Origin of the sequence: Acidisoma sp., assembly GCF_035492295.1 — a bacterium.
Taxonomy (GTDB): domain Bacteria; phylum Pseudomonadota; class Alphaproteobacteria; order Acetobacterales; family Acetobacteraceae; genus Acidisoma.
In genome coordinates this window covers 1-26758 of record NZ_DATJJK010000100.1, presented here as the reverse complement: position 1 = coordinate 26758, position 26758 = coordinate 1, and the positions used below count along the sequence as shown (strand labels likewise).

The 26758-nt window shown below is 65.8% G+C and carries 26 protein-coding genes; 17 read left to right on the top strand and 9 right to left on the bottom strand.

The features are described 5' to 3' along the window. From VL752_RS07405 to VL752_RS07360, 10 genes are all read left to right on the top strand, one after another. Positions 1–774: endonuclease/exonuclease/phosphatase family protein (locus VL752_RS07405; RefSeq protein WP_325353692.1), on the top strand; the 774-nt coding region annotated here is incomplete at its 5' end. 139 nt (positions 775–913) lie between these two features. After that, complete coding sequence (locus VL752_RS07400) at positions 914–2260, top strand: extracellular solute-binding protein (protein ID WP_325353690.1); 1347 nt, start codon at positions 914–916, stop codon at positions 2258–2260. 132 nt (positions 2261–2392) lie between these two features. Further along, entirely contained in the window at positions 2393–3277 is an 885-nt protein-coding gene (locus tag VL752_RS07395) for an ABC transporter permease subunit (protein WP_325353688.1), read from the top strand. A 9-nt stretch (positions 3278–3286) separates the two neighbouring features. Next, positions 3287–4201: an ABC transporter permease subunit gene (locus VL752_RS07390; protein ID WP_325353686.1), complete on the top strand. Its 915-nt coding sequence runs from the start codon at positions 3287–3289 to the stop codon at positions 4199–4201. Between the two features lie 11 nt (positions 4202–4212). Beyond that, positions 4213–5340, top strand: a complete 1128-nt coding sequence (locus VL752_RS07385) for an ABC transporter ATP-binding protein (RefSeq protein ID WP_325353684.1) — start codon at positions 4213–4215, stop codon at positions 5338–5340. A gap of 102 nt (positions 5341–5442) precedes the next feature. Then, positions 5443–8136: a valine--tRNA ligase gene (locus tag VL752_RS07380; RefSeq protein ID WP_325353682.1), complete on the top strand. Its 2694-nt coding sequence runs from the start codon at positions 5443–5445 to the stop codon at positions 8134–8136. Between the two features lie 162 nt (positions 8137–8298). Continuing rightward, positions 8299–8658, top strand: coding sequence for a hypothetical protein (locus VL752_RS07375; RefSeq protein ID WP_325353680.1), 360 nt, complete (start codon positions 8299–8301; stop codon positions 8656–8658). Between the two features lie 102 nt (positions 8659–8760). Beyond that, on the top strand, positions 8761–9171 hold the full coding sequence (locus VL752_RS07370; RefSeq protein WP_325353679.1) for a hypothetical protein: 411 nt from the start codon (positions 8761–8763) through the stop codon (positions 9169–9171). 4 nt (positions 9172–9175) lie between these two features. Continuing rightward, positions 9176–10183 carry a phosphotransferase enzyme family protein gene (locus VL752_RS07365; protein ID WP_325353677.1) on the top strand — a complete coding sequence of 336 codons (1008 nt, stop codon included), beginning with the start codon at positions 9176–9178 and terminating at the stop codon, positions 10181–10183. Between the two features lie 2 nt (positions 10184–10185). Next, complete coding sequence (locus VL752_RS07360) at positions 10186–11505, top strand: aspartate aminotransferase family protein (RefSeq protein ID WP_325353675.1); 1320 nt, start codon at positions 10186–10188, stop codon at positions 11503–11505. Between the two features lie 21 nt (positions 11506–11526). On the opposite strand, the gene VL752_RS07355 is transcribed toward VL752_RS07360, so the two are convergent. Then, a complete protein-coding gene (locus tag VL752_RS07355; RefSeq protein WP_325353673.1) occupies positions 11527–12123 on the bottom strand; it encodes a TetR/AcrR family transcriptional regulator in 597 nt (198 codons plus the stop codon). 93 nt (positions 12124–12216) lie between these two features. On the opposite strand from VL752_RS07355, the gene VL752_RS07350 reads away from it, so the two are divergent. Beyond that, entirely contained in the window at positions 12217–12990 is a 774-nt protein-coding gene (locus VL752_RS07350; RefSeq protein ID WP_325353671.1) for an SDR family NAD(P)-dependent oxidoreductase, read from the top strand. 92 nt (positions 12991–13082) lie between these two features. Here VL752_RS07350 and VL752_RS07345 read toward each other — a convergent pair whose 3' ends face one another. Genes VL752_RS07345 through VL752_RS07335 form a run of 3 tightly spaced genes read right to left on the bottom strand, consistent with a single transcriptional unit; the run spans position 13083 to position 16686 of the window. Further along, positions 13083–13418 carry a hypothetical protein gene (locus VL752_RS07345; protein ID WP_325353669.1) on the bottom strand — a complete coding sequence of 112 codons (336 nt, stop codon included), beginning with the start codon at positions 13416–13418 and terminating at the stop codon, positions 13083–13085. Next, complete coding sequence (gene pdeM / locus VL752_RS07340) at positions 13415–14125, bottom strand: ligase-associated DNA damage response endonuclease PdeM (RefSeq protein ID WP_325353667.1); 711 nt, start codon at positions 14123–14125, stop codon at positions 13415–13417. Before pdeM ends, VL752_RS07345 begins: the two co-directional genes overlap by 4 nt. Before the next feature lie 44 nt (positions 14126–14169). Continuing rightward, positions 14170–16686 (bottom strand): ligase-associated DNA damage response DEXH box helicase, encoded by a 2517-nt coding sequence (locus VL752_RS07335; RefSeq protein WP_325353665.1) that lies wholly within the window; start codon positions 16684–16686, stop codon positions 14170–14172. 216 nt (positions 16687–16902) lie between these two features. Here VL752_RS07335 and VL752_RS07330 point away from each other — a divergent pair, with 216 nt between their 5' ends. Then, positions 16903–17589, top strand: coding sequence for a hypothetical protein (locus VL752_RS07330; protein WP_325353663.1), 687 nt, complete (start codon positions 16903–16905; stop codon positions 17587–17589). 3 nt (positions 17590–17592) lie between these two features. Here VL752_RS07330 and VL752_RS07325 read toward each other — a convergent pair whose 3' ends face one another. After that, entirely contained in the window at positions 17593–18612 is a 1020-nt protein-coding gene (locus VL752_RS07325; protein WP_325353661.1) for a hypothetical protein, read from the bottom strand. 87 nt (positions 18613–18699) lie between these two features. Here VL752_RS07325 and VL752_RS07320 point away from each other — a divergent pair, with 87 nt between their 5' ends. From VL752_RS07320 to VL752_RS07300, 5 genes are read left to right on the top strand one after another with little or no spacing between them, the layout of a single operon-like run. Continuing rightward, entirely contained in the window at positions 18700–19722 is a 1023-nt protein-coding gene (locus tag VL752_RS07320) for a ligase-associated DNA damage response exonuclease (protein ID WP_325353659.1), read from the top strand. After that, on the top strand, positions 19719–21350 hold the full coding sequence (locus VL752_RS07315; protein ID WP_325353657.1) for a cisplatin damage response ATP-dependent DNA ligase: 1632 nt from the start codon (positions 19719–19721) through the stop codon (positions 21348–21350). Before VL752_RS07320 ends, VL752_RS07315 begins: the two co-directional genes overlap by 4 nt. Positions 21351–21390: 40 nt before the next feature. Further along, complete coding sequence (locus tag VL752_RS07310) at positions 21391–22962, top strand: Hint domain-containing protein (RefSeq protein WP_325353655.1); 1572 nt, start codon at positions 21391–21393, stop codon at positions 22960–22962. Positions 22963–22979: 17 nt separating this feature from the next. Beyond that, positions 22980–23294, top strand: coding sequence for a c-type cytochrome (locus tag VL752_RS07305; RefSeq protein WP_325353653.1), 315 nt, complete (start codon positions 22980–22982; stop codon positions 23292–23294). An 18-nt stretch (positions 23295–23312) separates the two neighbouring features. Further along, a complete protein-coding gene (locus tag VL752_RS07300; protein ID WP_325353651.1) occupies positions 23313–23774 on the top strand; it encodes a lytic transglycosylase domain-containing protein in 462 nt (153 codons plus the stop codon). Positions 23775–23831: 57 nt separating this feature from the next. Here VL752_RS07300 and VL752_RS07295 read toward each other — a convergent pair whose 3' ends face one another. The 4 genes from VL752_RS07295 to VL752_RS07280 form a co-directional block, all read right to left on the bottom strand. Continuing rightward, positions 23832–24290, bottom strand: coding sequence for an RES family NAD+ phosphorylase (locus VL752_RS07295; RefSeq protein WP_325353649.1), 459 nt, complete (start codon positions 24288–24290; stop codon positions 23832–23834). 12 nt (positions 24291–24302) lie between these two features. Beyond that, positions 24303–24734: a type II toxin-antitoxin system Xre/ParS family antitoxin gene (gene parS / locus VL752_RS07290; protein ID WP_325353647.1), complete on the bottom strand. Its 432-nt coding sequence runs from the start codon at positions 24732–24734 to the stop codon at positions 24303–24305. 62 nt (positions 24735–24796) lie between these two features. Beyond that, positions 24797–25831, bottom strand: coding sequence for an aldo/keto reductase (locus VL752_RS07285; protein ID WP_325353645.1), 1035 nt, complete (start codon positions 25829–25831; stop codon positions 24797–24799). Between the two features lie 254 nt (positions 25832–26085). Next, positions 26086–26758: PIG-L deacetylase family protein (locus VL752_RS07280; RefSeq protein WP_325353642.1), on the bottom strand; the 673-nt coding region annotated here is incomplete at its 5' end.

Below are 26758 nucleotides of genomic sequence, written 5' to 3'. Positions count from 1 at the left end.
GGCATGGCCCGGTCGGGGAACCGGCATTGCCTTGCGGAGCTGGCCGGAAGGTTGGGGCACTCCTTTGCTTATGGCGTCGAGTTTATCGAGCTCGATCTCGGCGACCAGAACGAGATCCTTACAAGCCCCGGCGAGCAGAACCTGCTCGGATTTCACGGCAACGCCTTGACCAGCGCCCTCCGCCTTCATCGTCCTTTCATGGTGCGCCTCGAGGCCGGTGGCGGCTGGTTCGGGCCGGCGCGAGGCCAGCAGCGGATCGGCGGCCGTATGGCGATCGGCGCGCAGATCGAGATTGCCGGGATTTGGGTGACTTTCGTATCGGTGCATCTCGAGAGCAATTCCAGCCCCATTCAGCGGAAGGCGCAGGTTTCTCATCTTCTCGATGTCGTCGAAAGATACGATGGGGCCGCGCCGCTGCTGATCGGCGGCGACTTTAATACTTCGACGGTCGATCGGACGCAGGATCGCGATGTAGAGTTTCGGCGAACTGAGTTCACAGCCGATCCGAAGCGGCTTCTCGACGTCGAAGCCCATGAGCCGCTGTTCCGGGAACTCGCGGACCGGGGCTTCGACTGGAGCGCGACCAATGTCCCGGGCAGACCGACCGAGCGCGCGCAGCCGGGCCAGCCGATGCGACCCCTTGGCAAAATCGACTGGATCTTTACGCGCGGCTTGCGGGCGGTCGCTCCTGAAATCGTTCCCGCGCTCGACGCGAATGGCGCGTACATTTCCGACCACGATTGTCTCCTCGTCACGGTGGAACCGGCTGGCTGAGCGGGCCGATGTCACGCCGCCCTTGGCTGTCAGCGGGAGCATGCTCGAATGAGGTGTTGCCAATAACGTCTCCGGAGTGGTTACGCTTTTATGACAAAGCTGCAAAACACGAAGAAGCCTAGAACGAAGGGAGGAGTCCATGCGCACGACGCTTTTCTCTGCCATCAGCACTCTGGCATTTGCGTGCCTTCTGGCAACACCGGCTGCGGCCGACCCGGTCAAGATCGATTTCTGGTACGGTAATTCGGGCGACATCTCCAAGCGCGTGCAGGAGGTCTGCCAGCATTTCAACGACTCGCAAAAGGACGCTCAGGTCGTCTGCACCAGCCAGGGCTCCTACTACGCCGCCGTGCAGAACACGATCGCTGCTTTCCGCGGCGGCAAGCCGCCGACCATCGTCCAGGTGTTCGACGTCGGAACGCTCGATCTCATGCTCTCCGATGCCTACTACCCTGCCAACAAGCTGATGGCCGACAATGGCTACAAGGTCGATTGGAACAACTACTTCCCCGGGATCCGGGCTTACTACGCCAGCTCCAAGGGTGACATGTTCTCCTTCCCCTTCAATTCCTCGACGGCGCTGCTCTACTGGAACAAGGACGCCTTCCAGAAAATCGGTAAGACCGAGGCACCGAAGACCTGGGAAGAGGCGGCCGCCGACATGAAGGCATTGAAGGGCGCCGGCTACGACTGCCCGTTCGCCTTCGACATAAGTGAGGACGAGAGCTGGCAGCTTATGGAGCAGTTCTCCGCCGTGCATGGCGAGCCGATCGCGACGAAGAACAACGGCTTCGGAGGGCTCGATGCCGAGCTCACCTTCAACAAGACCAAGTTCGTGAAATTCGCCACGGACCTTAAGAACTGGTACGACCAGGGGCTGGCCAAAATCAAGTCGCCAAAAACCGGCGAGGACTATGTCGCGGCCTTCGCCTCAGGCCATTGCCAGATGACGCTCACCTCGGTCGGCGACCACGGCAATATCGGCCGCACCGCCGACCCGAACATGCACTGGGATGTGGCTATGCTGCCGGTCTATGAAGGCACCAAGCGGCACAACTCCTTCGTCGGCGGCGCTTCGCTCTGGGTCCTCAAGGGCCATTCGCCGCAGGAGTACAAGGCCGCCGCCGCCTTCCTCAACTTTATCTCCCAACCCGAGCAGGCGCTCTTCTGGTCGACGGTGACTGGCTACATTCCCGTCACCAAGACGGGCTTTGAGTACATGAAGTCGCACGGCTTTTACGATAAGCCGCCTTACAAGGGCCGCGAGACGGCCATCGCCGAGCTGAACGTGGAACCGGTGGGCAGCGGGCCGGGCGGAATCCGTCTCGGGAATTTCCTGCAGATCCGTGGCGAGTTGTCGAACGGCCTGCAGGAGATCTTCGCCAACAAAAAGGACGTCCAGCAGGCCCTGGACGAAACCGTGCAGCGCGGCAATGCGATCCTTCGCCGCTTCGAGGCTACCTACAAGGGCAAACAGCTTCCTTGAGCGGACGTTGTGACCACCTCGGACTCTGAACTGGGTCTCGTCCCCCGGCCTGTGGTCGGGGGCGAGGCGCCCGAGAAGAGTGCTGGCCGGTTTGCCGGCGCCCCGGCAAGTCGGAAACGCGAGCGCGCGCAGATGGAGGAGCGCGCCTTTTTCACCAGCCATTGGCTGGGTATCGCCCTGATTGCGCCGCAGATCCTTCTGATCTTCACATTCTTCTATTGGCCTGCAGGCGAGGCCCTCTTTTGGGCATTTACGCTCGAGCGCCCGTGGGGCGGCGGCAACGAGTGGGTCGGACTCGCCAACTTCACGGCCATGCTGTCTGACCCCGTCTACTGGAACTCTATTGTCAGCAGCGCGATCTTTGCCGCGGCAAGCACGGGCTTGGCCATGTCGACGGCCCTGGTATTGGCGCTGCTTACTGACCGCGAATTGCGAGGCTCGCGCATCTATCGCTCGGTACTCGTCTGGCCGTTCGCTATTGCCGCGCCGGCGCTCGGAATGGCCTTCCGTTTTATTCTGGCACCGGAGGCGGGCTTCATGGCCTTCGTCAACAAGATCTGGCCCGGCTTATGGAACCCGGCGCTCCATGGCGTCGATGCCATGATCTGCATCGTGATTGCCTTCTCCTGGAAATACATCAGCTATGACTTCATCTTTTTCCTGGCGGCGCTGCAGGCCATTCCGAAGTCGCTGATCGAGGCGGCCGCCATGGACGGCGCAGGACTTCTCCGCCGCATGCGCGACATGCAGATCCCGCTCCTCGCTCCGACCCTATTCTTTCTGATCGTCATCAACCTTACCGACAGCTTCACCGACAGCTTCGGTATCGTCGACATCATGACCCAGGGCGGCCCAGCGCGCGCGACTGAGTTGATGGTCTATAAGATCTACTTCGACGGCTTCAAATGGCTCGACTACTCGGGTGCCGCGGCACAGAGCATCATCCTCATGCTCCTCGTCATAGTCCTGACGATTGCCCAATTCCGCTTCGTCGAACGCCGAATCCACTACAAGTGAGCATGGCCGATGGTCGAGCGCACTCCGATCGTCGATATTCTGACTCAGATACTTCTGTTCCTTGCGTTGCTCGCGGCTCTCGCGCCGTTCGGGATCGTGGCCATCGCCGCGACGCAGGATCTGCGCACCGTGAACCAGGTGCCGATGCCGCTGATCCCCGGCCACGATCTCGCAAAGAACATCGTGGAGGCCTGGGCGCGGGCCGATCTCGGCCGCAAGATCGTCAACAGCATCCTGTTTGCCGGCGGCGTGGCGGCCGGCAAGGTGGTCATCGCCGGTCTCTCGGCCTTCTCGCTCGTGTTCTTCCGCTATCGTGGTCGTGTTCTCATCTTCTGGCTCATCTTCATCACGCTCATGCTGCCGCTCGAAGTGCGCATCGTGCCGACTTACGCGGTCGCGGCCAACGTTCTCAGCCCCTATCAAACTCTCCTCGACCTTGCGGGCATCTCCTGGCTCATCGAGAAGGTCACGAGCGTAAGGATCGCGCTGCAGTGGGGTCTGCTCAACACCTATACCGGGTTGATCCTGCCGTTGATCGCTACCGCCACCGGCACCTTCCTCTACCGCCAGTTCTTCCGCACCATCCCGGACGAGCTGATCGAGGCCGCCAAGATGGATGGGGCCGGGGCGCTGCGCTTCCTCAAGGACATTCTGGTACCGCTCTCAAAGACCAACATGGCGGCGCTCGGCACGATCATGTTCGTCTGGGGGTGGAATCAGTATCTCTGGCCCCTGTTGGTCACCACCGACGCCGCGCACGGGACGGCGGTGATGGAGCTGAAGGAGCTTATCCCCGGCAGTTTCGGGATTCCTGACTGGAACGTTGCCATGGCTGGCACGCTCGTCATCATGCTGCCGCCGTTACTGGTGGTCGTATTGATGCAGCGCTGGTTCGTACGTGGCCTGATCGCGACCGAAAAGTAGGGCACGGCGGAATGGCAGACATTCGCATCCGGGGTCTTAGAAAGAGTTTCGGCGGAATGGAGATCGTGCATGGCATCGACCTGGATGTCAGGAACGGTGAATTCCTGGTCGTTCTCGGCCCCTCCGGTTGCGGGAAATCGACGCTTCTGAGGCTCATTGCCGGCCTCGAGGAAATCTCCGACGGCGAGATCGCCATCGGCGGCCGGATCGTGAACCGATTGGAGCCGCGCGAGCGCGGCTGTGCCATGGTCTTCCAGAACTACGCGCTCTATCCGCATATGTCGGTCTACGACAACATGGCCTTCGGCCTGAAGCTGCGGAAGTTTCCGAAGGAAGACATCCGGCGCCGGGTGGAAGAAGCCGCGCGCATCCTCCATCTCACGCCCCTGCTGCAGCGGAAACCCCGCGCGCTTTCCGGCGGTCAGCGCCAGCGCGTCGCGATGGGCCGCGCCATCGTCCGCAATCCGAAGGTCTTCCTGTTCGACGAGCCGCTGTCGAACCTCGACGCCAAGCTGCGCGTGCAGATGCGTACCGAGATCAAGAAGGTTCACAACACGGTCAAGACCACGACCGTCTACGTGACCCATGATCAGGTCGAGGCGATGACGCTGGCCGACCGCGTGGTCGTTATGAACCAGGGTCTTATCGAGCAGGTCGGGCCCCCGCAGGAGCTGTATCACCACCCCGAGACCCGTTTCGTCGCTGGGTTCATCGGCAGCCCGGGCATGAACTTCATTCCCTGCAAGCTGGTGAAGATGGGCGACGGCCTGTCCGTGAATCTGGAAAACGGCGTGTCGCTCGCCGTGCCGGCCGAGCGCTTCAGCCGCTACGCGCCCTATGCCGGAAAGGACATGCTCTTCGGCATCCGCCCCGAGCATCTGCCGGTCGATACCGGGGACAACCGCCCCGGCTTTGCGACCATGCCGGTCGATATCGACATCACCGAGCCGATGGGCATGGAGACGGTGATCTACTTCTTCCTTGGGAGCGATAAAAGCGAGCACAAGGACGTCATGGAAGCGCCCTTCTGTGCGCGCATCGACCCGCTGGTGCCCGTGCGGCAGGGCACCCGCGTCCAGCTCTCGGTGGACATGAACAACATGCACCTGATCGACCCGTCGACCGACAAGGTGGTCTGACCCGCCAGCCGCTTGGAGTGGCGGAAAGCCCGCGCTTTTCCGCCACTCCGATGCGCATCTAGCCCCCTTCCGGCCGGGCGCGCTCTCCGCTAGGTCAGACGGATGCTCGACAAGACATTCGCCCCCGCCGAAGCCGAAGCCCGGCTTTATAAAACCTGGGAAGAAAGCGGCGCCTTCGGTGCCGATCCGGCTGCCGCCGGCTCTCCCTTTACGATCATGATCCCGCCGCCGAACGTTACCGGCAGCCTCCACATGGGTCACGCGCTGACCTTCACGGTGCAGGACAGCCTCGTGCGCTACCGCCGCATGACGGGTCGGGACGTGCTGTGGCAGCCCGGCACGGACCATGCCGGGATTGCCACCCAGATGGTGGTGGAGCGGCTGCTGGCATCCGAGGGCCTGAGCCGCAAGGAGATGGGCCGCGCGGCGTTCCTTGAGCGCGTCTGGCAGTGGAAGCATGAATCGGGTGGCACCATCACCCGCCAGTTGCGCCGCCTCGGCGCATCGCTCGACTGGCCGCGTGAGCGCTTCACCATGGACGAGGGCCTCTCCCGCGCCGTCCGCCGCATCTTCGTGCAGCTGCACGAGAAGGGCCTCATCTACCGCGCCCGCCGGCTGGTGAATTGGGACCCCAAATTTCAATCCGCGATATCCGACCTCGAGGTCGAAAGCCGAGAGATGGATGGTCATCTCTGGCATCTGAACTACCCGATCGAGGGCATGGACGGCCGCTTCATCACGGTCGCGACCACCCGGCCCGAGACCCTGCCGGGGGACGTGGCGGTCGCGGTGAACCCCGAGGATGAGCGCTACCGGGATCTCATCGGCAAATTCGCCCTTCTTCCCCTCGTTGGCCGGCGTATCCCGATCGTGGCGGACGAGCATTCCGATCCCACCAAGGGCACGGGTGCCGTGAAGATCACGCCCGCGCATGATTTCAACGATTTCGAAGTCGGGCGGCGGCACGACCTACCCATGCCCTCCGTGCTCGACCGCCAGGCCTGTTTCACGCTGGAGGAGATTTCCGCAGAGCTGCGCGCCGTTCCCGGCGTGGCCGACCCCGCCTTCCTGCAAGGTCTCGTCGGTCAGGACCGTTTTAAGCTGCGTTCGGCGATCGTCGAGCAGTTGGAACAGTATGGGCTGCTTGCGAAGGTCGAAAAGCATCGCAACCAGGTGCCGCATGGCGACCGGTCCGGCGTGCCGATCGAGCCGCTGCTGACGGTGCAATGGTTCTGCGATGCCGCGACCCTCGCCAAGCCGGCAGTGGCGGCGGTGGAGCAGGGTCGCACCGTCTTTGTGCCGAAGCAGTGGGAGAACACCTTCTTCGCCTGGCTGCGCGATATCGAGCCCTGGTGCATTTCCCGCCAGCTTTGGTGGGGCCATCGCATCCCGGCCTGGTATGGGCCGGACGGCACGGTCTTCGTGGCCGAGGACGAGGCCGGCGCCATGGCCCAGGCCCGCGCCCATTACGGGCGCGATGAGGCGCTGATTCAGGACGAGGATGTGCTGGACACCTGGTTCAGCTCCGGCCTGTGGCCCTTTTCAACGCTCGGCTGGCCCGAGCAGACACCCGAACTTGCCCGCTACTACCCGACCGATGTGCTGGTGACGGGTTTTGACATCATCTTCTTCTGGGTTGCGCGAATGATGATGATGGGTCTCTTCGCGATGGACGAGGTGCCCTTCAAGACGGTGTATATCCACGGCCTGGTGCGGGATGAGCGCGGCCAGAAGATGTCGAAGTCAAAAGGCAATGTCATCGATCCACTCGACCTCATCGACCAGTTCGGCACGGATGCGCTGCGCTTCACGATCTGCGCGCTGACCGGCCCCGGCCGCGATGTGAAGCTTGGGCCGGCCGTTGTCGAAAGCTATCGCTCCTTCGTCACAAAACTGTGGAATGCGGCTCGCTTCCTGGAGATGAATGACGTCCGCCCGGTGTCTGGATTTGATCCGGCAACGGCAAAGCTTCCACTCTCCCGCTGGATTCTGGACGCGGCCAACAGGGCGGTGGCGGATGCGACGGCAGCTTTGGAGTCCTACCGCCTGGATGACTACGCATCCGCGGGCTACCGCTTCACCTGGAACACCTTCTGCGACTGGTTCGTTGAGTTCGCCAAGCCTGTCTTCAATCAGGGCGAAACCGAGGAAGCGGCGGAAGTGCGCGCCGTCGCCGCCCATGTGCTCGGCATCATCCTGAAGCTGCTGCATCCGGCCATGCCTTATGTCACCGAAGTACTGTGGGGCGAATTCGGCTTCGGGCCGGAAGGCACGCTCATCCGCGCGCCCTGGCCGGAGGCCGTAACGGTCGCGGAGTCCGAGATCGCCCGCGCCGAACTGGATTGGGTCGTGGGTCTCATCAGCGCCGTGCGCGCCGTGCGGGCCGAAATGCGCGTGCCCCCCTCGGTCTTGGCACCCTTGCTGTTGCGCGATGCGGGGGCCGAGGAACTCGGCCGCGCGGCGCGCTGGATCGAGGCGATCCGCCGCATGGGTCGCGCCTCCGAGGTCAGTCCGCTGGCGGGCGATGTGCCCAAGGGCTCGGCTCAGGCCGTGTTGGGACGTGTCACCATCGTCATCCCGCTTGAAGGCCTGATCGACCTTTCTGCCGAGCGCGCTCGGCTTGAGAAGGAGCGCGCGAAGGCTTTGGAGGAGGCGGGCAAGGTCCGGGGCAAGCTTGGTAACGAAAGCTTCGTCGCGCGCGCCAAGCCGGAAGTGGTGCAGGAGAATCGCGACCGTCTGGAGAGTTTCGAGGCCGAGGCCGCGCGGCTCGCAGCGGCACTGTCGCGGCTTGGATAGTGTCTCATCAATCGCCGTCGCTCGCGTTGCCCGTCAGTCGGAGCATCACGGGCGCGCGAGCGGGCGCGATTTCCGGATTCGGTAACATTGCCGCCCTCTTTTGGCCGCGAGCGACGGGCTTCCTGCGAGGCTCAGAACAAGCCTGTCCTGAAAGGAGAGACGATGCGTCAAAAATCCACGGGTGAGCCGAAGTCGCCCGCCCGCCGCGTGCTGCTCGGCCGCCTCGGCCTCGCCGGTGTCGGCGGCCTTGCCGCGGCCGTGGGCCTCAGCGTGGCGGGGAGCAACAGCGCCCAGGCACAGGGCTATCCCCCGTTGCCGCCGCCGCGCCGCGAGCCGCCGCCGCCGCCGCCGCCGGGCCGCGCCTATGTGTGGGAGCCGGGGCATTGGCGCTGGGATGGTCATCGCTATGACTGGCGCGGCGGCCATTATATTCCGCGCCGCGCCGAATACCGCCAGTTCGTCCCCGGCCATTGGGCCAATCGCCATGGCACCTGGGTCTGGGTGCCCCAGCATTGGCGTTGATGAACTGAACTGAACAGCGAAGGCCGGTACGTCGTTTCATTGACGGCGTATCGGCCGTGATCTACAGCCAGCGTAAGGCTATAACCTTTTGAAGGTATTGATATGCGCTGGCTCTTCGGCATTCCCCTGCTTCTTTCGGTGGCAGCCTGTGCGCTCGTCACGCCGCAGCCCACCGGCAAACGTTTCCCGGTGTTCTTCGCACCGATGACGGCCTCCGTGGACAATGGTGCCTCCGGCGTCGTCACGGCGGCGGCCAATTTTGCCAAGTCGCATCCGTCCGATGCCATTACGCTCGTCGCCTATGGCGCGCCCCCGGGCAACCACTATGTCGAGCCCGCCGATATCGATGGCGAACGCGCCAGTGCGGTGACGGCGCAACTGGTGGCTGACGGCGTGGACAAGAACCGCATTGGCGCCATCGCCAAGGGCCCGGTGCAGCCCGACGTGCCGATGTCCAAGATCGAGGTGCGCCGGGTTGACATCATCGTGGGCGATGTGCCGCCGGTGAAGTAAAAGCATGAATGCGGGTCCGCTTTACGACGTGGCTTTCCTGACGCGGCTTGAAGCGGGCGTCCGCGCGGCCTTGCCTTCATGGGGTGTGAGCGAGGGGGCGGAGGTTTCGCTCCTCACCATTTCCGAGAATGCGACCTATCGCGTGCGCGATGCGGCGACGGGGATTGACATGGCACTCCGTGTCTCCCGCCCCGGCTACAATACGCGCGCCGAAATCGAATCGGAACTCGCCTGGGTCCAGGCGCTGCGCAGCGAGGGCGTGATCGAGACGCCCGCGCCCGTGCCGCTCGCCGACGGCAGCCTGATCGCTGGCGTGCCGGATGAGGGCGCCGTCCGCTATATGACCGGCTTTGCCTTCCAGCCGGGCGCAGAGCCCGCAGCGGATGCCGATCTCGTGCCTTGGTTCGAGGAGCTGGGGGCGATCCATGCTCGCCTCCACGCCCATGCGCGCGCCTGGGTGAAACCACCCGGCTTCCAGCGCCGGCTATGGACTTTTGAAACGACCCTCGGGGCCACGCCTCATTGGGGCGACTGGCGGGCGGGTCTCGGCCTCACGCCCGAGGGCCGCGCCGTCATCGAGCAGGTAAGCGTCCTTCTCGAAGCCCGGCTCGCGGTCTACGGCCATGGCACAGAGCGTTTCGGCCTCGTCCATGCCGATCTTCGTCTCGCCAATCTTCTTGTGCAGGGCGAACGGCTTTCCGTGATCGACTTCGACGATTGCGGCTTCTGCTGGTATTTTTATGACTTCGCGGCTGCCATCAGCTTTCTCGAACATGAGCCCTATATTCCCGCGCTGCGCGCGGCCTGGATGCGCGGCTACCGGCGCATAGCGCCCATCGGCCCGGAGGATGAGGCCGCCATCGATGATTTCGTGATGCTGCGGCGTATTCTGCTCACCGCCTGGATCGCGTCCCATGCTGAAACGCCGACGGCGCAGGCCATGGGCACGGCCTATACGGACGGCACAGTGGCTCTTGCCCAGGCCTATCTCGCCCTTCGCACCAGAGAGTGACCGTGGACCCGTCAATCGCGCCGATCCTCAGCCTCAACGCCTATCAGGCATCCGACGGCCAAACGGCATCCCCTGCGGTCGCACGACGGCTGGCCGCCTTCGGGCGCGGCGCGGTGCTTTTCTACCGCGAGCCGATCGAAATGGTAAGCGCGCAGGGCACGCGCCTCAGGGCCGCCGATGGGCGAGAGTATCTCGACCTCTACAACAATGTCCCCTCCGTGGGCCACTGCCACCCGCATGTGGTGCGGGCGGTGCAGGATCAGGTGGCGAAGCTCAACATCCATACGCGCTACCTGGTGGATGTCGTCACAACCTATGCCGAGCGTCTGCTCGGCACTTTCCCTGCGCCGCTCAGCAATGTCACCTTTTCCTGCACCGGGTCGGAAGCGAATGACCTCGCTCTCCGCATCGCCCGGCTCGCGACGGGTGCGCAGGGAATCATCGTCACTGCGGGTGCCTATCACGGCAATACCATGGCGGTGACGGAGGTTTCGCCCTCCACCTACAAGACCGGCCGGCCGCCTGCCTCTGTGCGCACCGTGCCCGCGCCGGACCCGCGCCACTACGGGCCGGATATAGCCGGCGGCTTTGCCCGCGCTGTGGAGACCGAGATCGCCGAACTGGCGGCGATGGGCATCGGCACGGCGGCCCTGCTGGTCGATACGATCTTTTCGAGCGATGGCATTTTCGCCGACCCGCCAGGCTTTCTGGCGCCTGCGGTCGCGGCCGTGCATGCGGCCGGCGGACTCTTCATCGCGGACGAGGTGCAGCCCGGTTTCGGCCGCACCGGCGCCGGGCTCTGGGGCTTTGCGCGTCATGGCGTGACGCCGGATATCGTCACGCTCGGCAAGCCCATGGGCAACGGCTTTCCGCTCGCGGGGCTCGTCACGCGGCCGGAGCTGCTCGGGCTGTTGACCGAGCATTTCGGCTATTTCAACACCTTTGGCGGCAATCCGGTGGCCGCCGCCGCTGGTCTCGCCGTGCTCGAGGTGATCGAGCAGGAGGGGCTGATCGCCAATGCGCGCGACGTCGGCGCCTATCTGCGCGATGGCGTGCGCGCGCTTTCGGCCGAGCGGCCGGTGATCGGTGAGGTGCGGGGCGCCGGCCTCTATACCGGCGTCGATATCATCGACCCTGAGAGCGGCGGGCCGGATGCTGCGCGCACCACGGCTCTCATGAATGCGCTTCGCGACCGGGGCGTGCTGATCGGGGCGGCCGGGCTCGGCGCCAATGTGCTGAAAATCCGCCCGCCACTCTGCCTCAGCCGCGCGGATGTTGATGTCTTTATCGCGGCGCTGTGGAACTGCACCGACCGCGTTTGACACACGGGGCGCTCATAGGCCTTAGCCCTCAGGGGTGGCGAGTGCCTTGATCTGCGCTGCGGCGCTTTCCATGATCTCCAGCGACAGGGCGGGATCGTCGACCGCCCGCGCCATCCCGATCGCGCCGATCAGCGCGCTATAGACGGTGATCGCCTTGGCCCGCAGAGCGGCGTCATCGCCAGTCGTGCCGGCAGCGCGCAGACGGTCGACCAGCAGGTTAAAGCTCTTGGCTAGCCCTTCCGTAAAGCTTGCACGGGTCTGCTTTCCGCTGCGGGCGATCTCGCCGACCAGGGTAGCGGCGAGGCAACCCGCCTCCGGCGCATCGCGATGCTTGGGGCTGAGATAGCGGTCGATCAATTCTCCGATCTGCGGCTTTTCCGCCTCCGACGCAGCTTGCGCCATGCGGGCCTGCCAGTTGCCCTGGCCGGCCGCCACGGCTTCCGCCACCAGGTCCTCCCGCGTCGCAAAATGCTTGTAGAAGCCGCCAACCGTCAGCCCCGCCTCCTTCATCAACTCCGCCACGCTGACCCCGGCGAGCCCTTCGGCGCGCAGCCGCTCAGAGGCGATCTGAACGATTCGATCATGTGTTTCGGCCTTGGCGGCCTGCGAGCGCCCCATCGGGTGGTCCTTGACAAAGAAGATTATGAGCATAATCTTGCGAAGTAGATTACGAACATAATCCATTTTTAGCGTAAAACAAGGAGAGATCCCATGCGTTTGGCCCAGAAAACGGCCCTGATCACCGGCGGCAATAGCGGCATCGGCCTTGCCACGGCGAAGATGTTTGCGGCCGAGGGCGCCCGCGTCGCCATCACCGGGCGGGACCGCAGAAAGCTCGATGAGGCGGCGGCCCTGATCGGGCCGGGGACTGTCGCCATTCAGGCCGATGTCACCGATATCGAGGCGCTGGAACGGGGTATCTCCGAAGCGGCGAAGGAATTGGGCCGGTTCGACATCGTTTTCGCCAATGCCGGCATCGGCGGCCCGACGCCGCTCGGCCAGACCACGCTCGCGCAGTTCGACCAGATCATCCGCACCAATCTGACGGCGGTCTTCTTCACCGTGCAGGCGGCACTGCCGCATCTGTCTGACCACGGCTCGGTCATCCTCAACGGCTCGGTTCACGCCGTGCTCGGCCTGCCGCACAGCGCCGGCTATGCCGCGACCAAGGCCGGCGTGCGGGCCATGACGCGGAATTTCGCGACCGACCTGGCGCCGCGCGGCATCCGTGTGAACCAGGTGACGCCAGGCGCCACGCGCACGCCGATTTGGGACAACCGGGCGCCGACTGCTGCCGAATACGCGGCCTTGGAAGCGACCTATGCGCGCGCCATTCCCTTCGGCCGCTTTGGCGAGGCCGATGAACTGGCGCAGGCGGTGCTGTTCCTCGCCTCTGACGAATCCCGCTACGTCACGGGGTCCGAGATCGTCGTGGATGGCGGCACCACCGGCGCGCCGGGTGGTGCGCCCGTCTATCGCGGCTAGTCTTTCTGGCGGGGAGCGGCCGGATAGGGGTTCAACTGGTGGGGCTTCCGGCAGGAAGCGGCAGGTTCGGTCTTCTTTTGATGGGCTTCTGATCACCCCCGCCACAGCGTCATAATCAGGCCGCCCGCCAGGATGAAGCCACCGCCAAGCAGAACGGGCGTGCTCGGGGAGACACCGAAGCCCACGCGATTGACGATCTGCGCGACGATGAAGAACAGCACGACGTAGATGCCGAGCAGCCGACCGAAATCCCAAGCCGGCAGATTGACGAAGAGACCGTAGAGCATCAGCACCCCGCCACCCGCGAGAATGAGCGCTGTTCGGGCGAGCATGCCATGACCATGCAAGCCACGACGAATGATGGCGTCTCCACCCACTTCCAGCGCCGCCGCAAGCGTGAGGAGCAGGAGAGCGATACCGATCTTCACGCGGGCGCCGCTGCCGCTGCCGCGGCGCGGGCCCGGGCGATGTGGAAATGAAACAGGCGGTCCTGGCCGAGCAGAAAGATGCGCGCGCCACGCGGGAAGAAGCGTGCCACCGCCGGCTCCGCAACATCGAGACCGCCGGTATAGGTGCCGAAGGCGGGCAGGATCAGACGGCGATGCCCGTCGGTCAAGAAACAGGGACGGGTGATCGTCGCGCCCCGCACCGGCACCGTCGCTTTCGGGTGATAGTGGCCGGAGAGTTCCACGCCCGCCGGCGTGCCGGGTTCGGCAGCGTGGCGAAACAGGAAGGGACCCTCCGCCCATTCGGGCAGGACGCGGCCGGGCAGCGTGTCGGGCAGGACAGGATCGTGATTGCCCAGGACCCAGATGAACTCCGTCCGCGTGCCGAGGCCAGCCAGCCGGGCGCGGTCAGCTTCCGGCAGGCGGGCCGCCCCCTCCGCATCATGGAAGCTATCACCCAGAGCTAACACCGCTTTCGCCGAATAATGCCGCAATAACTGTGTTATACGATCCAGCGTTACGCGACTGTCGTAAGGCGGCAGCAGCCGGCCCCGGGTCGCAGCGGCCGAGCCTTTCTCCAGATGCAAATCCGCTAGAATCAACAGGCTCCGGGATGGCCAGAAGATGGCACCCGAGGGATCAAGCATCAGGCGTTCGCCACCGATATGCAGCGGGGCGGCGGCGCTCACGCGGCGGCACCCGGGCGGGGATCGTCAGGCTCGGTCTTCATGCGTCAGGTCAGCCTCGGTTCGAAAGTGAGTGATCGTGCAAGAACGTTCTCTGGATGTTCCTCTCCCGTGGCCTCGCTGACAAGAGCTTCGGCCTCGGCGAGCAAATCCTCTTCGCCCGCACCCGCCACCTGCTCGCGCCCGATGTCGAGAATGACGGGCACGGCGAGCGGCGAGACATGGGGGAGCGACCGGTGGGTGATGTGTCCGCGCACGCGGCCGAGCATGCCAGCGAGCCGCCCGAGATCGGTCATCCCCCCCGCGGCGTCCGCCCAGGTCGCGCGCAGCAGGATGTGGTTCGGGTCGTGCCGGCGCAGCACGTCATAGATCAGGTCGGTATTGACCGTCACCTGCCGGCGGTTGCGCTCGGCTCCCGGCATCTGCCGGTCGACGAGGCCGGAAATCACCGCAACGTTGCGGAAGGTCCGTCGCAGCATCGAGCTTTCCGCCATCCAGGCTTCCAGGTCGTCGCCCATCATCTCCTCGTCGAAAAGCGCGTCGAGATCGCGCGGCTCGGAGGCCGACCAGATGGCGAGCACGTAATCGGTCGCAACGAAGCCGAGCGGGCCCTGGCCGAAACGCTCCATCCGCCGGGTCAGCAGCATGCCCAGCGTCTGGTGCGCGTTCCGCCCCTCGAAGCAGTAAGCCACGAGATACCAGAGGCCGTGCCGGGGGAATGTCTCGACGAGGAGATCGTCGGGGCCGGGCAGGGCGGATTGTTCGCCCTGCAGGCGCAGCCATTCCTGCACCGGTTCGGGAAAGGCCGGCCAGCGCGTGGGGTCGTGCAACAAGGCGCGCACGCGGGCGGCAAGACCGGTGGAGAGCGGCAACCGCCCGCCCTGATAGGTCGGCACTTTCGGGGTTCCGGCGCCGCCGTCCGCGACCTCGGCCCAGGTTTCCCGCAACCGCAGGAAACGCAGCAGGCGGCCGGCGAACATGAAGGTATCGCCTGCCGCGAGTTGCGTGATGAACCATTCCTCGACCTCGCCCAGGCTGGCGCCACGTCCGAGCCTCAAGCGGATCATCGGCGCTTCCACGATGGTGCCGATATTCATCCGGTACTGCCGCGCAATGCGGGCATTGCGGAGATGCACGCGGCCCTCGGAATCGCGAAACAGCTTGGCGTAGCGTTCATAAACACGCAGCGCGTAGCCGCCGTTTTCGACGAAGCCGAGCACGTCATCGAAGGTTTTCCGGTCAAGCGCGGCATAGGGCGCGGCGTGGCGAATTTCGGCAAAGGCGTCGTCGGGATGGAAGGGGCCGGCGCAGGCGAGGCCGAGGAGATGCTGGGCCAGCACATCCAGGCCCCCGGGGTGCGGGGCATCGCCGTCCAGTTCTCGCGCCGCCACGCCCTGGCGGGCCGCCTCGCATTCCAGCGCCTCGAAGCGGTTGGCGGGAACGAGCACGGCGCGGCTCGTCTCGTCCATGCGGTGGTTGGCGCGGCCGACGCGCTGGAGCAGGCGGGACACGCCCTTGGGCGCGCCGACCTGGATCACCTGATCCACACCGCCCCAGTCGATGCCAAGGTCGAGGGAGGAGGTCGCGATCACGGCGCGCAGCCGGCCCTCCGCCATCGCGGCCTCGACTTTGCGGCGTTGCGCCACGTCGAGACTGCCGTGATGGATGGCGACCGGCAGCGTCTCCTCATTGATGCGCCATATCTCCTGGAAGAGCAGTTCGGCCTGGGCACGGGTATTGACGAAGACGATGGTAAGCCCGGCCTCCCGGATGCGGGCCAGAATGTCCGGCGCGGCGGCCAGGCCCATATGGCCGCCCCAGGGCAGATGCCCGGCCGGCAGCATGATGGAGAGATCGGGCGGCGCTGGGTCCGCGACCTCGATCAGGTCGAGGCCGCCGCCCTGTCCGTCCGCCGCGACATAGGCCGCGATCGCCTGTGGCCAGGCGACGGTCGCGGAGAGGCCGATGCGTTGCGCCTGCGGCGCCAGGCGCGCGAGCCGGGCGAGGCCAAGGGCGAGCAGGTCCCCCCGCTTGATGCCGGCCAGCGCATGAACCTCATCGATGATGACGGAACGGAGATCACGAAAAAGATGCGTTGCATCGTCCTGGGACAGGAGGAGCGCAAGGCTTTCCGGCGTGGTGAGCAGGATGTCCGGCGGGTTTTCGCGCTGGCGCGCGCGGCGGTTCTGCGGCGTGTCCCCGGTCCGCGTCTCGATGCGGATGGGAAGGGCCATTTCGGCCACGGGTCCGCTGAGGTTGCGGGCGATGTCGGTGGCCAGCGCCTTCAGCGGGCTGACATAGATCGTGTGAACGCCGCTGCCCTCGGGCCGGGGCAGGGCGAGGTCCACCAGGCTCGGCAGAAAGCCGGACAGCGTCTTGCCGCCGCCCGTGGGGGCGATCAGCAGCACATGCCGTCCGCGCCGGAACGCTTCCAGAACCTCGAGCTGATGCGGGCGGGCTTGCCAGCCACGCCCGGCGAACCACGCCCGGAAGGCGGCCGGCAGCAGCTTATCCTGCGCGGTTTGTCTGGAAGGCTTCGGGCGGGCAGGGGCGCGGGCGCTCATCGCATGAGAACATAGCGCGAATTTTCGTTCGCTCCCAGGGCGCGATGGCGTGCGTGCGGTGCGTGGCGCCCGCCCGCTTCCCTGCGAAGATCAAAGGGCCCTTCCGCAAAGATAACTGACTAAACGGAGGATAACTCGAGATGCGTTAGAATGGTGTGCGGGCTTGAATGCGCCGCCTCCCCGCGTTATCCCTTGCGAAATTGGGAGTGACGGACGATGTCGCGCAGTCGCAGCCCGAACTACCCGCAGATCGGCCTCAAGGAAGCCGTGCAACGGGCCAAAAGCGTTTACGAGAGCGATTATCGGAGCAGTTTAACGCGTGCGCTTACGGCTGAGCGGCTGGGCTATTCCGGCGTTAACGGTAAATCCCTCGCGGTCATCGCCGCGCTCGGCAAGTTCGGTCTGCTCGAAGGCAAGGGCGAGGAGCTGCGGGTCTCGGAATTGGCCGTACGCGTCATCGCCCATCCGCCTGGGAGCGCAGAACGCCTGCAGGCTCTGGCAGAGGCGGCGGCGCGCCCGGATCTGTTCCAGGCGATTGCCCAACGTTTCCCCGGAAAGGGCGCGAGCGATGGCACCATCCGTGCCTTCCTGATGACGCAGGGCTTCATTCCGCCGGCGGCCGAAACCGCGCTGCGCGCCTGGCGGGAGACGCAGCAGATGATCGCGCAGGAAAGCGAGATGGACCCCGCTGCATCAGTGATCTCGGCGCAGCCGCCACCCGGCAGCGTGCCCGGCAACGTGCCTGGCAGTGCGCCTGGCCTGAGGCGTGCCGTCTTCGGCCTGGCCGAAGGGGAGGTCGTCATCACCGCGCCAGTCTTTCTCTCGGCGGCGAGCGTGAACGATCTGCAGGACTACCTGGACGTCTTCATGAAACGCGCCCGGCGCGAGGCGGGGCTGGAATAGGCGTCAGTTCGCCGCCAGCGCCGTCAGCCGGTTCTGCATCTCGAAGGTGAAGAGCCCGTCCAGCGCCAGCCGGTTGCGCTGAACGCCGGCGCGGCTTGCGGCGGCGGTCAGGGAGAGACCGGCGGATTGGGCAAGCTTGTGATTGGAGCTGGAGAAGGCGCTTTGCAGCCGGGCCTGCAGCGCCAGGGAGAGATCCGGCTTGGCATGTCCCGCGCTGCTGCAGGCGGCTGCAATCGCCTCCCGCTGCGCCTCGTTCAGCGGGGCGGCGAGCCGCGCCATGAAGAAATCCGCGACGGCCTCGGCCAGCGGCCGCTCTGCATGGACGAAGCGGACGCTGTCTTCCTCCGGCAGCGTAATGCCCGGGCGGACAAGATCCAGGAAGTCCGTCACTGTCGAGCCGCCGGCAAGCGCATGATGGTTGCGCAGGATCAGGCTGCCACCACGCCATGCGGCAAGTCGCGTCGCGACGCGGTGATAGTCGAACTGGAAGCGCCATTCATGGAGGTCGAAACAGCCGCGTTCCCGCACGGTTTCGGCAAGCGTAGCCATCTCGGCGGTCAGCCCGTGAACGGTGAGTTCGAGGAAGAGCGAGCGGAAATAGGCGCTCTGTTCCCGCAGATAAACGACGAGGACGAGGCGATGGCCGGCCAGCAGAGGGTGGTCCGCGATAGCGTCGAACTCTTCCGGCCGGTCGAGCATGGTTTCGAAATCCTCGCTCGAGAGGATCGCCGGGCCGCCGTGGGCGGCAATTTCACGGGCCGCGTCGTCGATGGTGCCGACGCCTGCGCGAAAGCGGCGGTCGCGCGCCATCTCCCAGGCGAGGTTGTGGTGCCCGTCCGAGCCCTCGGGGATGCCGCTTGTAGGATACAGAAAACCGGCCGTCTTCAGCCGCGCCGCATGGGTATGGAGCGCCATCTGCAGGGCCGTCGTCCCCGTCTTGTGCAGGCCGGCATGGAGATAGAGCGGTGGCCGCTGATCCACGGCCGAGGTCTGTTCCGGGCGCGCACGCCGCCAGAATCGCATGGGTTTCGCCCGCTTCTTGTGAGGCCAATCTCCTACAGCCGGCGCGCGCGATTGTCTCCCGCGCCGGCCAGCCCATATCCTGGATCGATGTCCGCGCCCCATCCCGAAACCTGGCTGCGTGTTCTGCCCCAGGGGCTCTATTGCGAGCCCGGGGATTTCTTCATCGATCCGCTGCGGGCCGTCTCTCACGCGGTCATCACCCACGGCCATTCGGACCATGCGCGGCCCGGCCATGGCACGGTGCTCGCGACGCCCGAGACGCTCGCCATCATGCGCGTGCGGATGGGCGAGAGCGGGGCAGGGGAGACGGCGCAGCCACTCGGCTACGGCGTTCCCCTCAGCCATCGCGGCGTCACCATCACACTCGTTCCCGCCGGCCACGTTCTGGGCTCGGCCCAGGTGGTGCTCGACTGGCAGGGCAGCCGGGCGGTGGTGAGCGGGGATTACAAGCGCGAGCCTGACCCCACCTGCGCCGCTTTCGAGCCCGTCGCCTGCGATGTCTTCGTGACCGAGGCGACCTTCGGCTTTCCGGTCTTCCGCCACCCGGCGCCCGCGCATGAAATTGCCAAACTCCTGCACAGTCTCACGGTGTTTCCTGAGCGCACGCATGTCGTCGGCGCCTATTCTCTGGGCAAGGCGCAGCGGGTCATCGCGCTGTTGCGCGAAGCCGGCTGGGACCAGCCGATCTATATCCACGGCGCGCTGACGGCGCTCTGCCGCCTTTACGAAGAGGCCGGCGTGCCGCTCGGGCCGCTCGCGTCCGCGACGGGTGCTGCGAAGGACGAGTTGAAAGGCGCCATTGTCGTGGCTCCCCCGGCCGCGGCGGCGGACCGCTGGTCCCGCCGCATGAACGATCCTGTCATTGCCCGCGCCTCGGGCTGGATGCGCATCCGCCAGCGCGCCAAAATGGCGGGGGTGGAACTGCCTTTGGTGATCAGCGATCACGCCGATTGGGACGGCCTTCTGCGGACCATCGCCGAAACGGCTGCGCCGGAAGTCTGGGTCACTCACGGGTCGGAGGAAGCACTGATCCACGCGCTCGCGCGGCGCCAGGTCCGCGGCCGGGCGCTCCGCCTGATCGGCTACGAGGACGAGGAGGGCGAGGCGTGACGCCTTTCGCCGCCCTGCTGGAGCGTCTGGTCTTCACCCCAGGGCGCCTCGCCAAGCTCGCGCTGCTGCGCGACTATTTCACGCATACGCCGGACCCCGACCGCGGCTTCGCACTCGCCGCCATTGCGGGAGATCTCTCCTTCACCGCTGCCAAGCCCGCCATGATCCGCCAGATCACCACAGAGCGGGTGGACGAGACGCTGTTCGCCTGGTCCTACGACTATGTCGGCGACCTCGCAGAGACGGTGGCACTCATCTGGCCGGAGGGGCCGGCGTCGGGCAGCGAGCAGCGCTCTGCCCCCCGCCTTTCCGACGTGGTGCGCGTGCTGCGGGAGACGCCAAAAGCGGAGCTGCCGCCGATTTTGGCGGATTGGCTTTCCGTCTGCGACGCGTCCGAGCGGCTGGCGCTGCTGAAACTCATCACCGGCGGCCTGCGGGTCGGCGCCTCCGCCCGCCTCGCCAAGATTGCGCTGGGGGAAATGGCGGGGGTTCCGGCGGATGATATCGAGGAAGTCTGGCACGGCCTCAACGCGCCTTATTTGCCGCTGTTCGACTGGCTCTCCGGGCGCGCTGCGAAACCCGAAGCAGGCGGTGCCCCGGTCTTCCGCCCGACCATGCTCGCCCATGCGCTGGAGGAGACGGACCGCAATGCGCTCGACTGGTCCGCCTACCGCGCCGAATGGAAGTGGGACGGCATCCGCGTGCAACTGGTGGCCACATCTCAGGGCTGCCGCCTCTATACCCGCACGGCGGAGGATATCTCCCACGGCTTTCCGGAAATCCTCGCGGCGATGAATTTTGACGGCGTTCTAGACGGCGAGCTTCTCGTCATCCGTGAAGGCGTCGTCGCACCCTTCGCCAATCTGCAGCAGCGGCTGAACCGCAAGGCTCCGGGGCCGAAGATGCTGAAGGAGTTCCCGGCAGGCGTCCGGCTTTACGACATCCTGTTCGATGGCGCGGAGGATCTGCGCGGGCTGTCCTTCGACCTGCGCCGCGCTCGCCTGGAATCCTGGTTCCAGGTGCATCACCCGCCAGGCATGGATCTGTCGCCTCTCATCCCCGTGGACGGCGCGGAGGCGCTGGCTGAACTGCGCATGGGTGCGCGGGATGCCGGGATCGAGGGGCTGATGCTGAAGCGGGGCGACAGTCCCTATCTCGCCGGCCGGCCGAAGGGGCCGTGGTGGAAATGGAAGCGCGACCCGCTGACGCTGGACGCGGTGCTGATGTATGCCCAGCGCGGTCATGGCCGCCGCTCCAGCATCTATTCCGATTACACTTTCGGCGTCTGGCGCGGGGAGGGGGAGGCAGCTGAACTTGTGCCCGTGGGCAAGGCCTATTCCGGCATTACCGACCAGGAACTCGCCTTCCTGGATCGTTGGGTGCGCAATCACACCCTGGCGCGTTTTGGACCGGTGCGGGAGGTCGAGAAAACTCTGGTGCTGGAAATCGCCTTTGATGCCGCCCAGCTCTCCCGCCGCCACAAATCGGGGGTCGCGCTCCGCTTTCCGCGGATCAGCCGCATCCGCACGGACAAGCCGGCGGCGGAAGCAGACCGGCTGGAGGATGTGCTGGCGCGGATTACGAACCATGCCGGCGCCTTAATCTCTCGCCAGGCGTCCGTTTCCTAGCCTAGCCTTCCAGACAAGAAATTCGGCCAGGGAGGCGGGCGTGAGCGGTCAGTCGGCGGATACGGTCAGCGTGCCGCTCTATCTCGTCGATGCCGGTGGCGTCTACAAGATCGGCATCGAGGTCAGCCTGGATGGCGGCCAGACCTTCCAGATGTACGAATTCGATACCGGCGGCAAAGGCTTCTGGGCGGCGGAGGACGCCGCCTGGGGGCCGGTCACGGACAGCGGCATCACCGTCACCAACAGCTATTCCAGCGGGCTGATCTATTCCGCCGAACCAGTGACCGGGACGGTCTCGCTGCTTGGCAGCGACGGCAGGACGATCACCACCACCGGCACCATCGCCCAAATCCAGGAAGCGAGCGGCCAGTATTGGAACACGACCAATGCGGCCGAGGGCGGGCCGCCGCTCTACAGTGCCTTCTACGGCGATTTCGGCGCCTCCCTCGCTGACAAGGACGGGCTGGAGACCTTCCTCAAGCAATTCGGCACCGCGCTTTCCGACGGCTTCATCGTGACGCTCGACAGTCTGGCGAGCATCGGCACCATCGTCTCAGGTGGCACCTATGCGATCGGCACGTTGCAGCTGGGTCTGACCGCGGATCAGATCGCGTCCTTCGTGGCGGCGGGCACCATCGCGATGCAGGGGCAGACGACCTCCGGCACCGATCCCTATGACTACGCGGAGCAGCTCGTGACCGGCGCGCTCGTCGTCAATGGCGGGGCCGCGGTCTCGACCGGCGTCGTGCTCGATACCGGCGCGCCGGACAGTTTCATCCCGGGCGGCGACAGTTTCACGATCGCCACCCCGGTTGACGATGTCACGCTCACGGCGGCCTCCACGACGCTGCTTGATTTCACACTGGGGGATCTCCAGAGCCAGGATGTGTTGAGCTATCCGGATAACGGTGCGGGCAGCTACATCAACAGCGGCCTCACCGCTTTCCTGGGGGAGAGCGTGATGTTCGACGTGACGGGTGGTTTCGTGTCGCTGGAGCCGGCCTGTTTCGCACGCGGGACCCGGCTTCGCACGCCCGGCGGCGACGTTGCGGTTGAGGCGCTGGCGGTGGGTGACTGCCTCGTCACCGCGCAGGGCGAGACCCTGCCCGTCCGCTGGATCGGGTACCGCGCGGTCGATTGCGCACACCACCCAGCGCCCGAGAAAGTCTGGCCGGTGCGCATCGCGGCCGGTGCCTTCGGGCCCGGCCTTCCCGTCGCTGATCTCTTCCTCTCACCCGATCATGCGGTCTTTGCCGAAGGCGTGCTGATCCCGGTCAAACACCTCGCCAATGGCGGCTCCGTCCGGCAATGCGCGCGGGCGCGCGTCGGGTATTTCCACGTCGAACTGGCGCGGCATGCCGTGATCCTGGCCGAGGGAATGCCCGCGGAAAGCTATCTCGATACCGGGGATCGGCAGAGCTTCGACCAAGGGCAGGGGCCTGTGGCGCTGTATCCGGCCTGGGGATCGGCAGCCGGCGACGTGGCGCTGATCATGGAGGCGCTGGGAGCCGCGCCGCTCCGGGTCACCGGGCCGGAGGTCGTGCGGGCGCGGGCCGCTCTGGCCGCGCGCTCTTGCCGGCGGCTCCCCCCGCAGCGTAGCCTGAGGGTCTGAGACAAGGACATTCCGCCATGCTCCACCGTCTGGCGTTCCTGGCTGGCCTCGCCCTGGTGGCCGCGTTTCCGCTTGCGGCCCGGGCCGCCGGCGCGCCTCCCCAGGTGCCGCTCTGCGCCTCCTGCCACGGCAATGGCGGCATCTCGGGTTCGCCGACCATCCCGAGCCTCGCCGGGCAGAAGCAGGGCTATCTGGAAGCGGCGCTCGCCGACTACAAGAACCACAAACGGCTGGGGTCCTCGGCGGATATGATGACGGGCATCGCCGCCCAGCTGAGTGCTGCGGACATGCAGGCGCTGGCCGCCTATTACGCTTCGCTCAAGGGCAGCTGAGGGCCGGCCGGGGGTTTCATGCCAATCCCCTATCACGAATGCATGGTGGCGGCCGAGGCCGCTTATCACTTGCCGGTTCGTGCGCTGCCCGCGATCCAGCGCGTGGAAGGGGGCAAGGTCGGCACCGTCAGTCCCAACAAGGACGGCTCGCACGATCTCGGCCTGATGCAGGTCAATACCCGCTGGGTAACGCCGCTGGCCCGTTCAACCGGCCTGCCGCCGCAGACTGTCGTGACGCGCCTCATCTTCAATCCCTGTTTCAACATCGCCGCCGCCGCCAGCATCCTGCGTACCTATGTGGATGAGGAGCATGGCGACATGTGGCGCGCCATCGGGGACTACCACTCCCATACGCCCTGGCTCTCCACGCCCTACAAGCTGAAGGTCATGCAGGAGGCCATGAAGCTGCCCCATGGCGCGGCGGTGCAGAAGCCGGTCCGCCGGAAACACCGCAAGCCAGAGGACTTGGCCTCTGACTAGAACCTGAGCGGTCCGGAGCAATCGCAGGCGCGAGTCACCGGGTCCGTGACTCACATTCTAGCCGCCGAGCCAGAGGCGCGGATCGAAGGCGAAGCGTCGCTGGTGCAGGATGCGGGCCTGACCTGCCTCCTTATGGCGCGGATTAAGCAGCAGATTGCGGCTTTCGGGCACGAGGACAGAGGGCACGTCGAGCAGCGCGGTGCGGCCTTCGGCAAGCCAGCGGTCGCCGAAGCCGCGCGGATCCTCGGGCAGCGTTTCCAACCGCTCCAGGCTCAGCCCGTCCAGTCCGACCGAGAGCAGCACGTAATCGTCCGGCAGCAGGTCGGGCGGCAGGTCGAGATGCACCCGCACCTCCAGCAGCGCGAGGGCCGCATTGGCCGCGAGATAGACCAAGGGTGTCCCGGGGGAATTCCAGCGCCCGCCATAGAGCGCAGCTCCCTGGCCGGTAAGATCGGCGAAGGGCTCGCGGCAGAGCCGCCAGCCGGTGCGGGGCTCAGGCTCGGGAGAGGGGGACAAGGGGAAGGGGGATCAGGCGGCGATGCCGTGGCCGATGCGGCCCAGCAGCGTTTCGACGCGCCGGGCGCCTTCATCCGTGTCGAGCAGATCGAGCGGGCGGTCCCCGTCCAGCGCCGCCGTTTCCCGCCGCAGCCAGCGATTGGCCTTCTCCTGGCTGCCGAACGTCTCCTCGGCGGCGGCGATGAGGCGCGCGACCCGTACCAGCCGGTCGGACTGTTCCGGCGTCAGCGAGCCGAGCTTGCGACGGTTGGCGAGGGTTTTCCGCGGCAGCACGATGCGGTCGAGTTCGGCCAAGGTCAGCCGGCCGGTATCGAGCACGAACTGAATGCTGGCGACGGGCAGGCCGCGGCGGACGAGGCGGATGATATCCGCGCCCATGCGCGGCTCTTCGCCCAGGGCTGCGGCCCCGCCGATCACATCTGTCACGCTGACAAGAAGGTTCATTTCTGCCTCCTGGCGAGATGCACCATATACCGGTGCATCTCGCCAGGTCAAGCAGATCTGAGTTACGCGGCGATAGGCGGACGGGCCGGTCCGCGTCCGGCACCGGTCTTGCCGATGGCGGTCGCGATCTCGTCGAGATCGGCCGGCGAGAGCATGATGCGGCCGCCCTCGACCCAGCCATCGACCTGGTCCGGCCGGCGCGCGCCGACGATCGCCCCTGTCACCGCCTGCCAGGACAATACCCAGGCAATGGCGACGGCCGGCACCGGCACGCTCCGGCGTTCGGCGATGAGTTTCAGCGCCTCTGCAAGGTCGAGGTTCCGGCGCAGCGCGTCGCCCTGGAAATTGCCGCTGCGGGAGCGCCAGTCGTCGCGGCCGAGGGACGCCGCGCGCGCTTCGGTGAAGGCCCCCGTCAGCAGCCCCGCCTGCATCGGGCTATAGACGATGACCCCGGTATTGTTTTCGGCGCACCAGGGAAGCACCGCTTCCGCCGCACCGCGCTCGATCGCCGAGAAGGGCGGCTGCAGGGTATCGACATGGCCCAGCGCCTCGGCCCGCGTCAGCTGCTCCACATTATGATTGGAGAGCCCGACCGCGCGCACCTTGCCCTCGGTCTTGAGGTCCAGCAGCACCTGCCAGTAGTCCTCGATCGGCGTGCCGTCCTCGGCCGGCCAGTGCATCTGGTAGAGGTCGATGCGCTCCACGCCGAGGCGGCGGAGCGAGGCCTCCAGCTCGTGACGAATGCTGTCGGGCCGCCCGATACGCTTGGGGAAGGCGGCGGTGTCCTGCTCGTCCCAGATCAGGCCGCATTTGGTGAAGACGAAGGGCCGCACGTCCGGCCTCATGCGCCGCAAGGCTTCGCCGACGACTTCCTCCGAACGGCCGAGGCCATAGACGGCGGCGGTGTCGATCCAGTTGACCTCGTGGCGTTCCACGGCATGGCGGATGGCAGCGATGGAGTCCTCGTCGTCCTGCGCGCCCCAGCCGGCTGCCCATTCGCCGCCGCCAAGCGCCCAGGCCCCGAAGCCGACCGGGGTGATCTTCATATCGGTGAGGCCGAGCCGCCGCACGGCCAAGGGTTGCTGGCTATCTCCCAAAACTTCTCTCCCGATGTTTGGCTGTTTGCTCAGTGAAACATAGGGAGGGGCCACTTGTTTACCCGTCGCGGCCCTTATTTTTGCCGCCACCGACCGCACCAGCGCTCTTACTTAACATAATATATCTTCTGCGATATTCGGCGATGAAAAAAGCCGGAGCCTGTATCTTGGCTTTCCTGAAGTCTCAGTCGAGCGTGACCCTCCCTACCCGATTTCCCCATGGGCGAAAGTCAGGCAGGTTTTTTTTGCTCCGTTCAGGCTGCCAGATAGACTTCCACCGGGCGCCGGGCCGCGGCCATCAGTTGCTGGCAGACGACATGCTCGCAATCGTCGGTGATGAGCCCGGCATATTGCGAGGCATGGGCCATGATCGCCTTTTCCTTCAGCGCGACCTCGCCCGTGATATCCAGCCGCCAGCCGCGTGGCTGCAACTCGTCCACCTCTTCCGTATCCGGCATCGACCAGCCGTTGATCGGATAGAAGATGAGGTCGAGATCGTCGCGCAGCGCCACATGCTCGCCGAGCGTCGCCGTCGCCTCATGGTCCTGCTGACCATCCAGCCGCCAGGGCGCGATGATCACCTGGCAGCCATGGGTCTCGCAGATGCCGGAAAGCCGGCGCGCGGCGAACTGGAAGGCCGGTCCTGCGATTGGCAGGTCGTCATTGTCCTCATGGCCGAGAAACCACGTCTGGCCCGGCGGCAGGCCGAGGAGACGCAACGCGGACCGCGCCTCCTCTTCCCGCATATGACGAATGCGGTCCGGCGAGTGGGTCTTGGAATTCGGATGGGAATGGCTGCCGTCCGTCATGATGGCGACATGCGGCGGCATGCCGGCGGCGCAGCATTGGGCGATCAGCCCGCCGCAGCCGAGCGTTTCGTCATCCGGATGCGGTGCCAGGATCAGCGGCAACCTGCCTTGCAGCAGC

What these genes read in the sequence shown, in the direction of transcription:
- VL752_RS07305 (WP_325353653.1), top strand. Translation starts at nt 22,980, where the DNA reads ATGCTCCACCGTCTGGCGTTCCTGGCTGGCCTCGCCCTGGTGGCCGCG.
- VL752_RS07375 (WP_325353680.1), top strand. Translation starts at nt 8,299, where the DNA reads ATGCGTCAAAAATCCACGGGTGAGCCGAAGTCGCCCGCCCGCCGCGTG.
- VL752_RS07400 (WP_325353690.1), top strand. Translation starts at nt 914, where the DNA reads ATGCGCACGACGCTTTTCTCTGCCATCAGCACTCTGGCATTTGCGTGC.
- VL752_RS07370 (WP_325353679.1), top strand. Translation starts at nt 8,761, where the DNA reads ATGCGCTGGCTCTTCGGCATTCCCCTGCTTCTTTCGGTGGCAGCCTGT.
- VL752_RS07385 (WP_325353684.1), top strand. Translation starts at nt 4,213, where the DNA reads ATGGCAGACATTCGCATCCGGGGTCTTAGAAAGAGTTTCGGCGGAATG.
- VL752_RS07350 (WP_325353671.1), top strand. Translation starts at nt 12,217, where the DNA reads ATGCGTTTGGCCCAGAAAACGGCCCTGATCACCGGCGGCAATAGCGGC.
- VL752_RS07300 (WP_325353651.1), top strand. Translation starts at nt 23,313, where the DNA reads ATGCCAATCCCCTATCACGAATGCATGGTGGCGGCCGAGGCCGCTTAT.
- VL752_RS07380 (WP_325353682.1), top strand. Translation starts at nt 5,443, where the DNA reads ATGCTCGACAAGACATTCGCCCCCGCCGAAGCCGAAGCCCGGCTTTAT.
- VL752_RS07335 (WP_325353665.1), bottom strand. Translation starts at nt 16,686, where the DNA reads ATGAGCGCCCGCGCCCCTGCCCGCCCGAAGCCTTCCAGACAAACCGCG.
- VL752_RS07395 (WP_325353688.1), top strand. Translation starts at nt 2,393, where the DNA reads ATGGAGGAGCGCGCCTTTTTCACCAGCCATTGGCTGGGTATCGCCCTG.
- VL752_RS07330 (WP_325353663.1), top strand. Translation starts at nt 16,903, where the DNA reads ATGTCGCGCAGTCGCAGCCCGAACTACCCGCAGATCGGCCTCAAGGAA.
- VL752_RS07325 (WP_325353661.1), bottom strand. Translation starts at nt 18,612, where the DNA reads ATGCGATTCTGGCGGCGTGCGCGCCCGGAACAGACCTCGGCCGTGGAT.
- VL752_RS07355 (WP_325353673.1), bottom strand. Translation starts at nt 12,123, where the DNA reads ATGGGGCGCTCGCAGGCCGCCAAGGCCGAAACACATGATCGAATCGTT.
- VL752_RS07390 (WP_325353686.1), top strand. Translation starts at nt 3,287, where the DNA reads ATGGTCGAGCGCACTCCGATCGTCGATATTCTGACTCAGATACTTCTG.
- parS (WP_325353647.1), bottom strand. Translation starts at nt 24,734, where the DNA reads ATGAACCTTCTTGTCAGCGTGACAGATGTGATCGGCGGGGCCGCAGCC.
- VL752_RS07365 (WP_325353677.1), top strand. Translation starts at nt 9,176, where the DNA reads ATGAATGCGGGTCCGCTTTACGACGTGGCTTTCCTGACGCGGCTTGAA.
- VL752_RS07320 (WP_325353659.1), top strand. Translation starts at nt 18,700, where the DNA reads ATGTCCGCGCCCCATCCCGAAACCTGGCTGCGTGTTCTGCCCCAGGGG.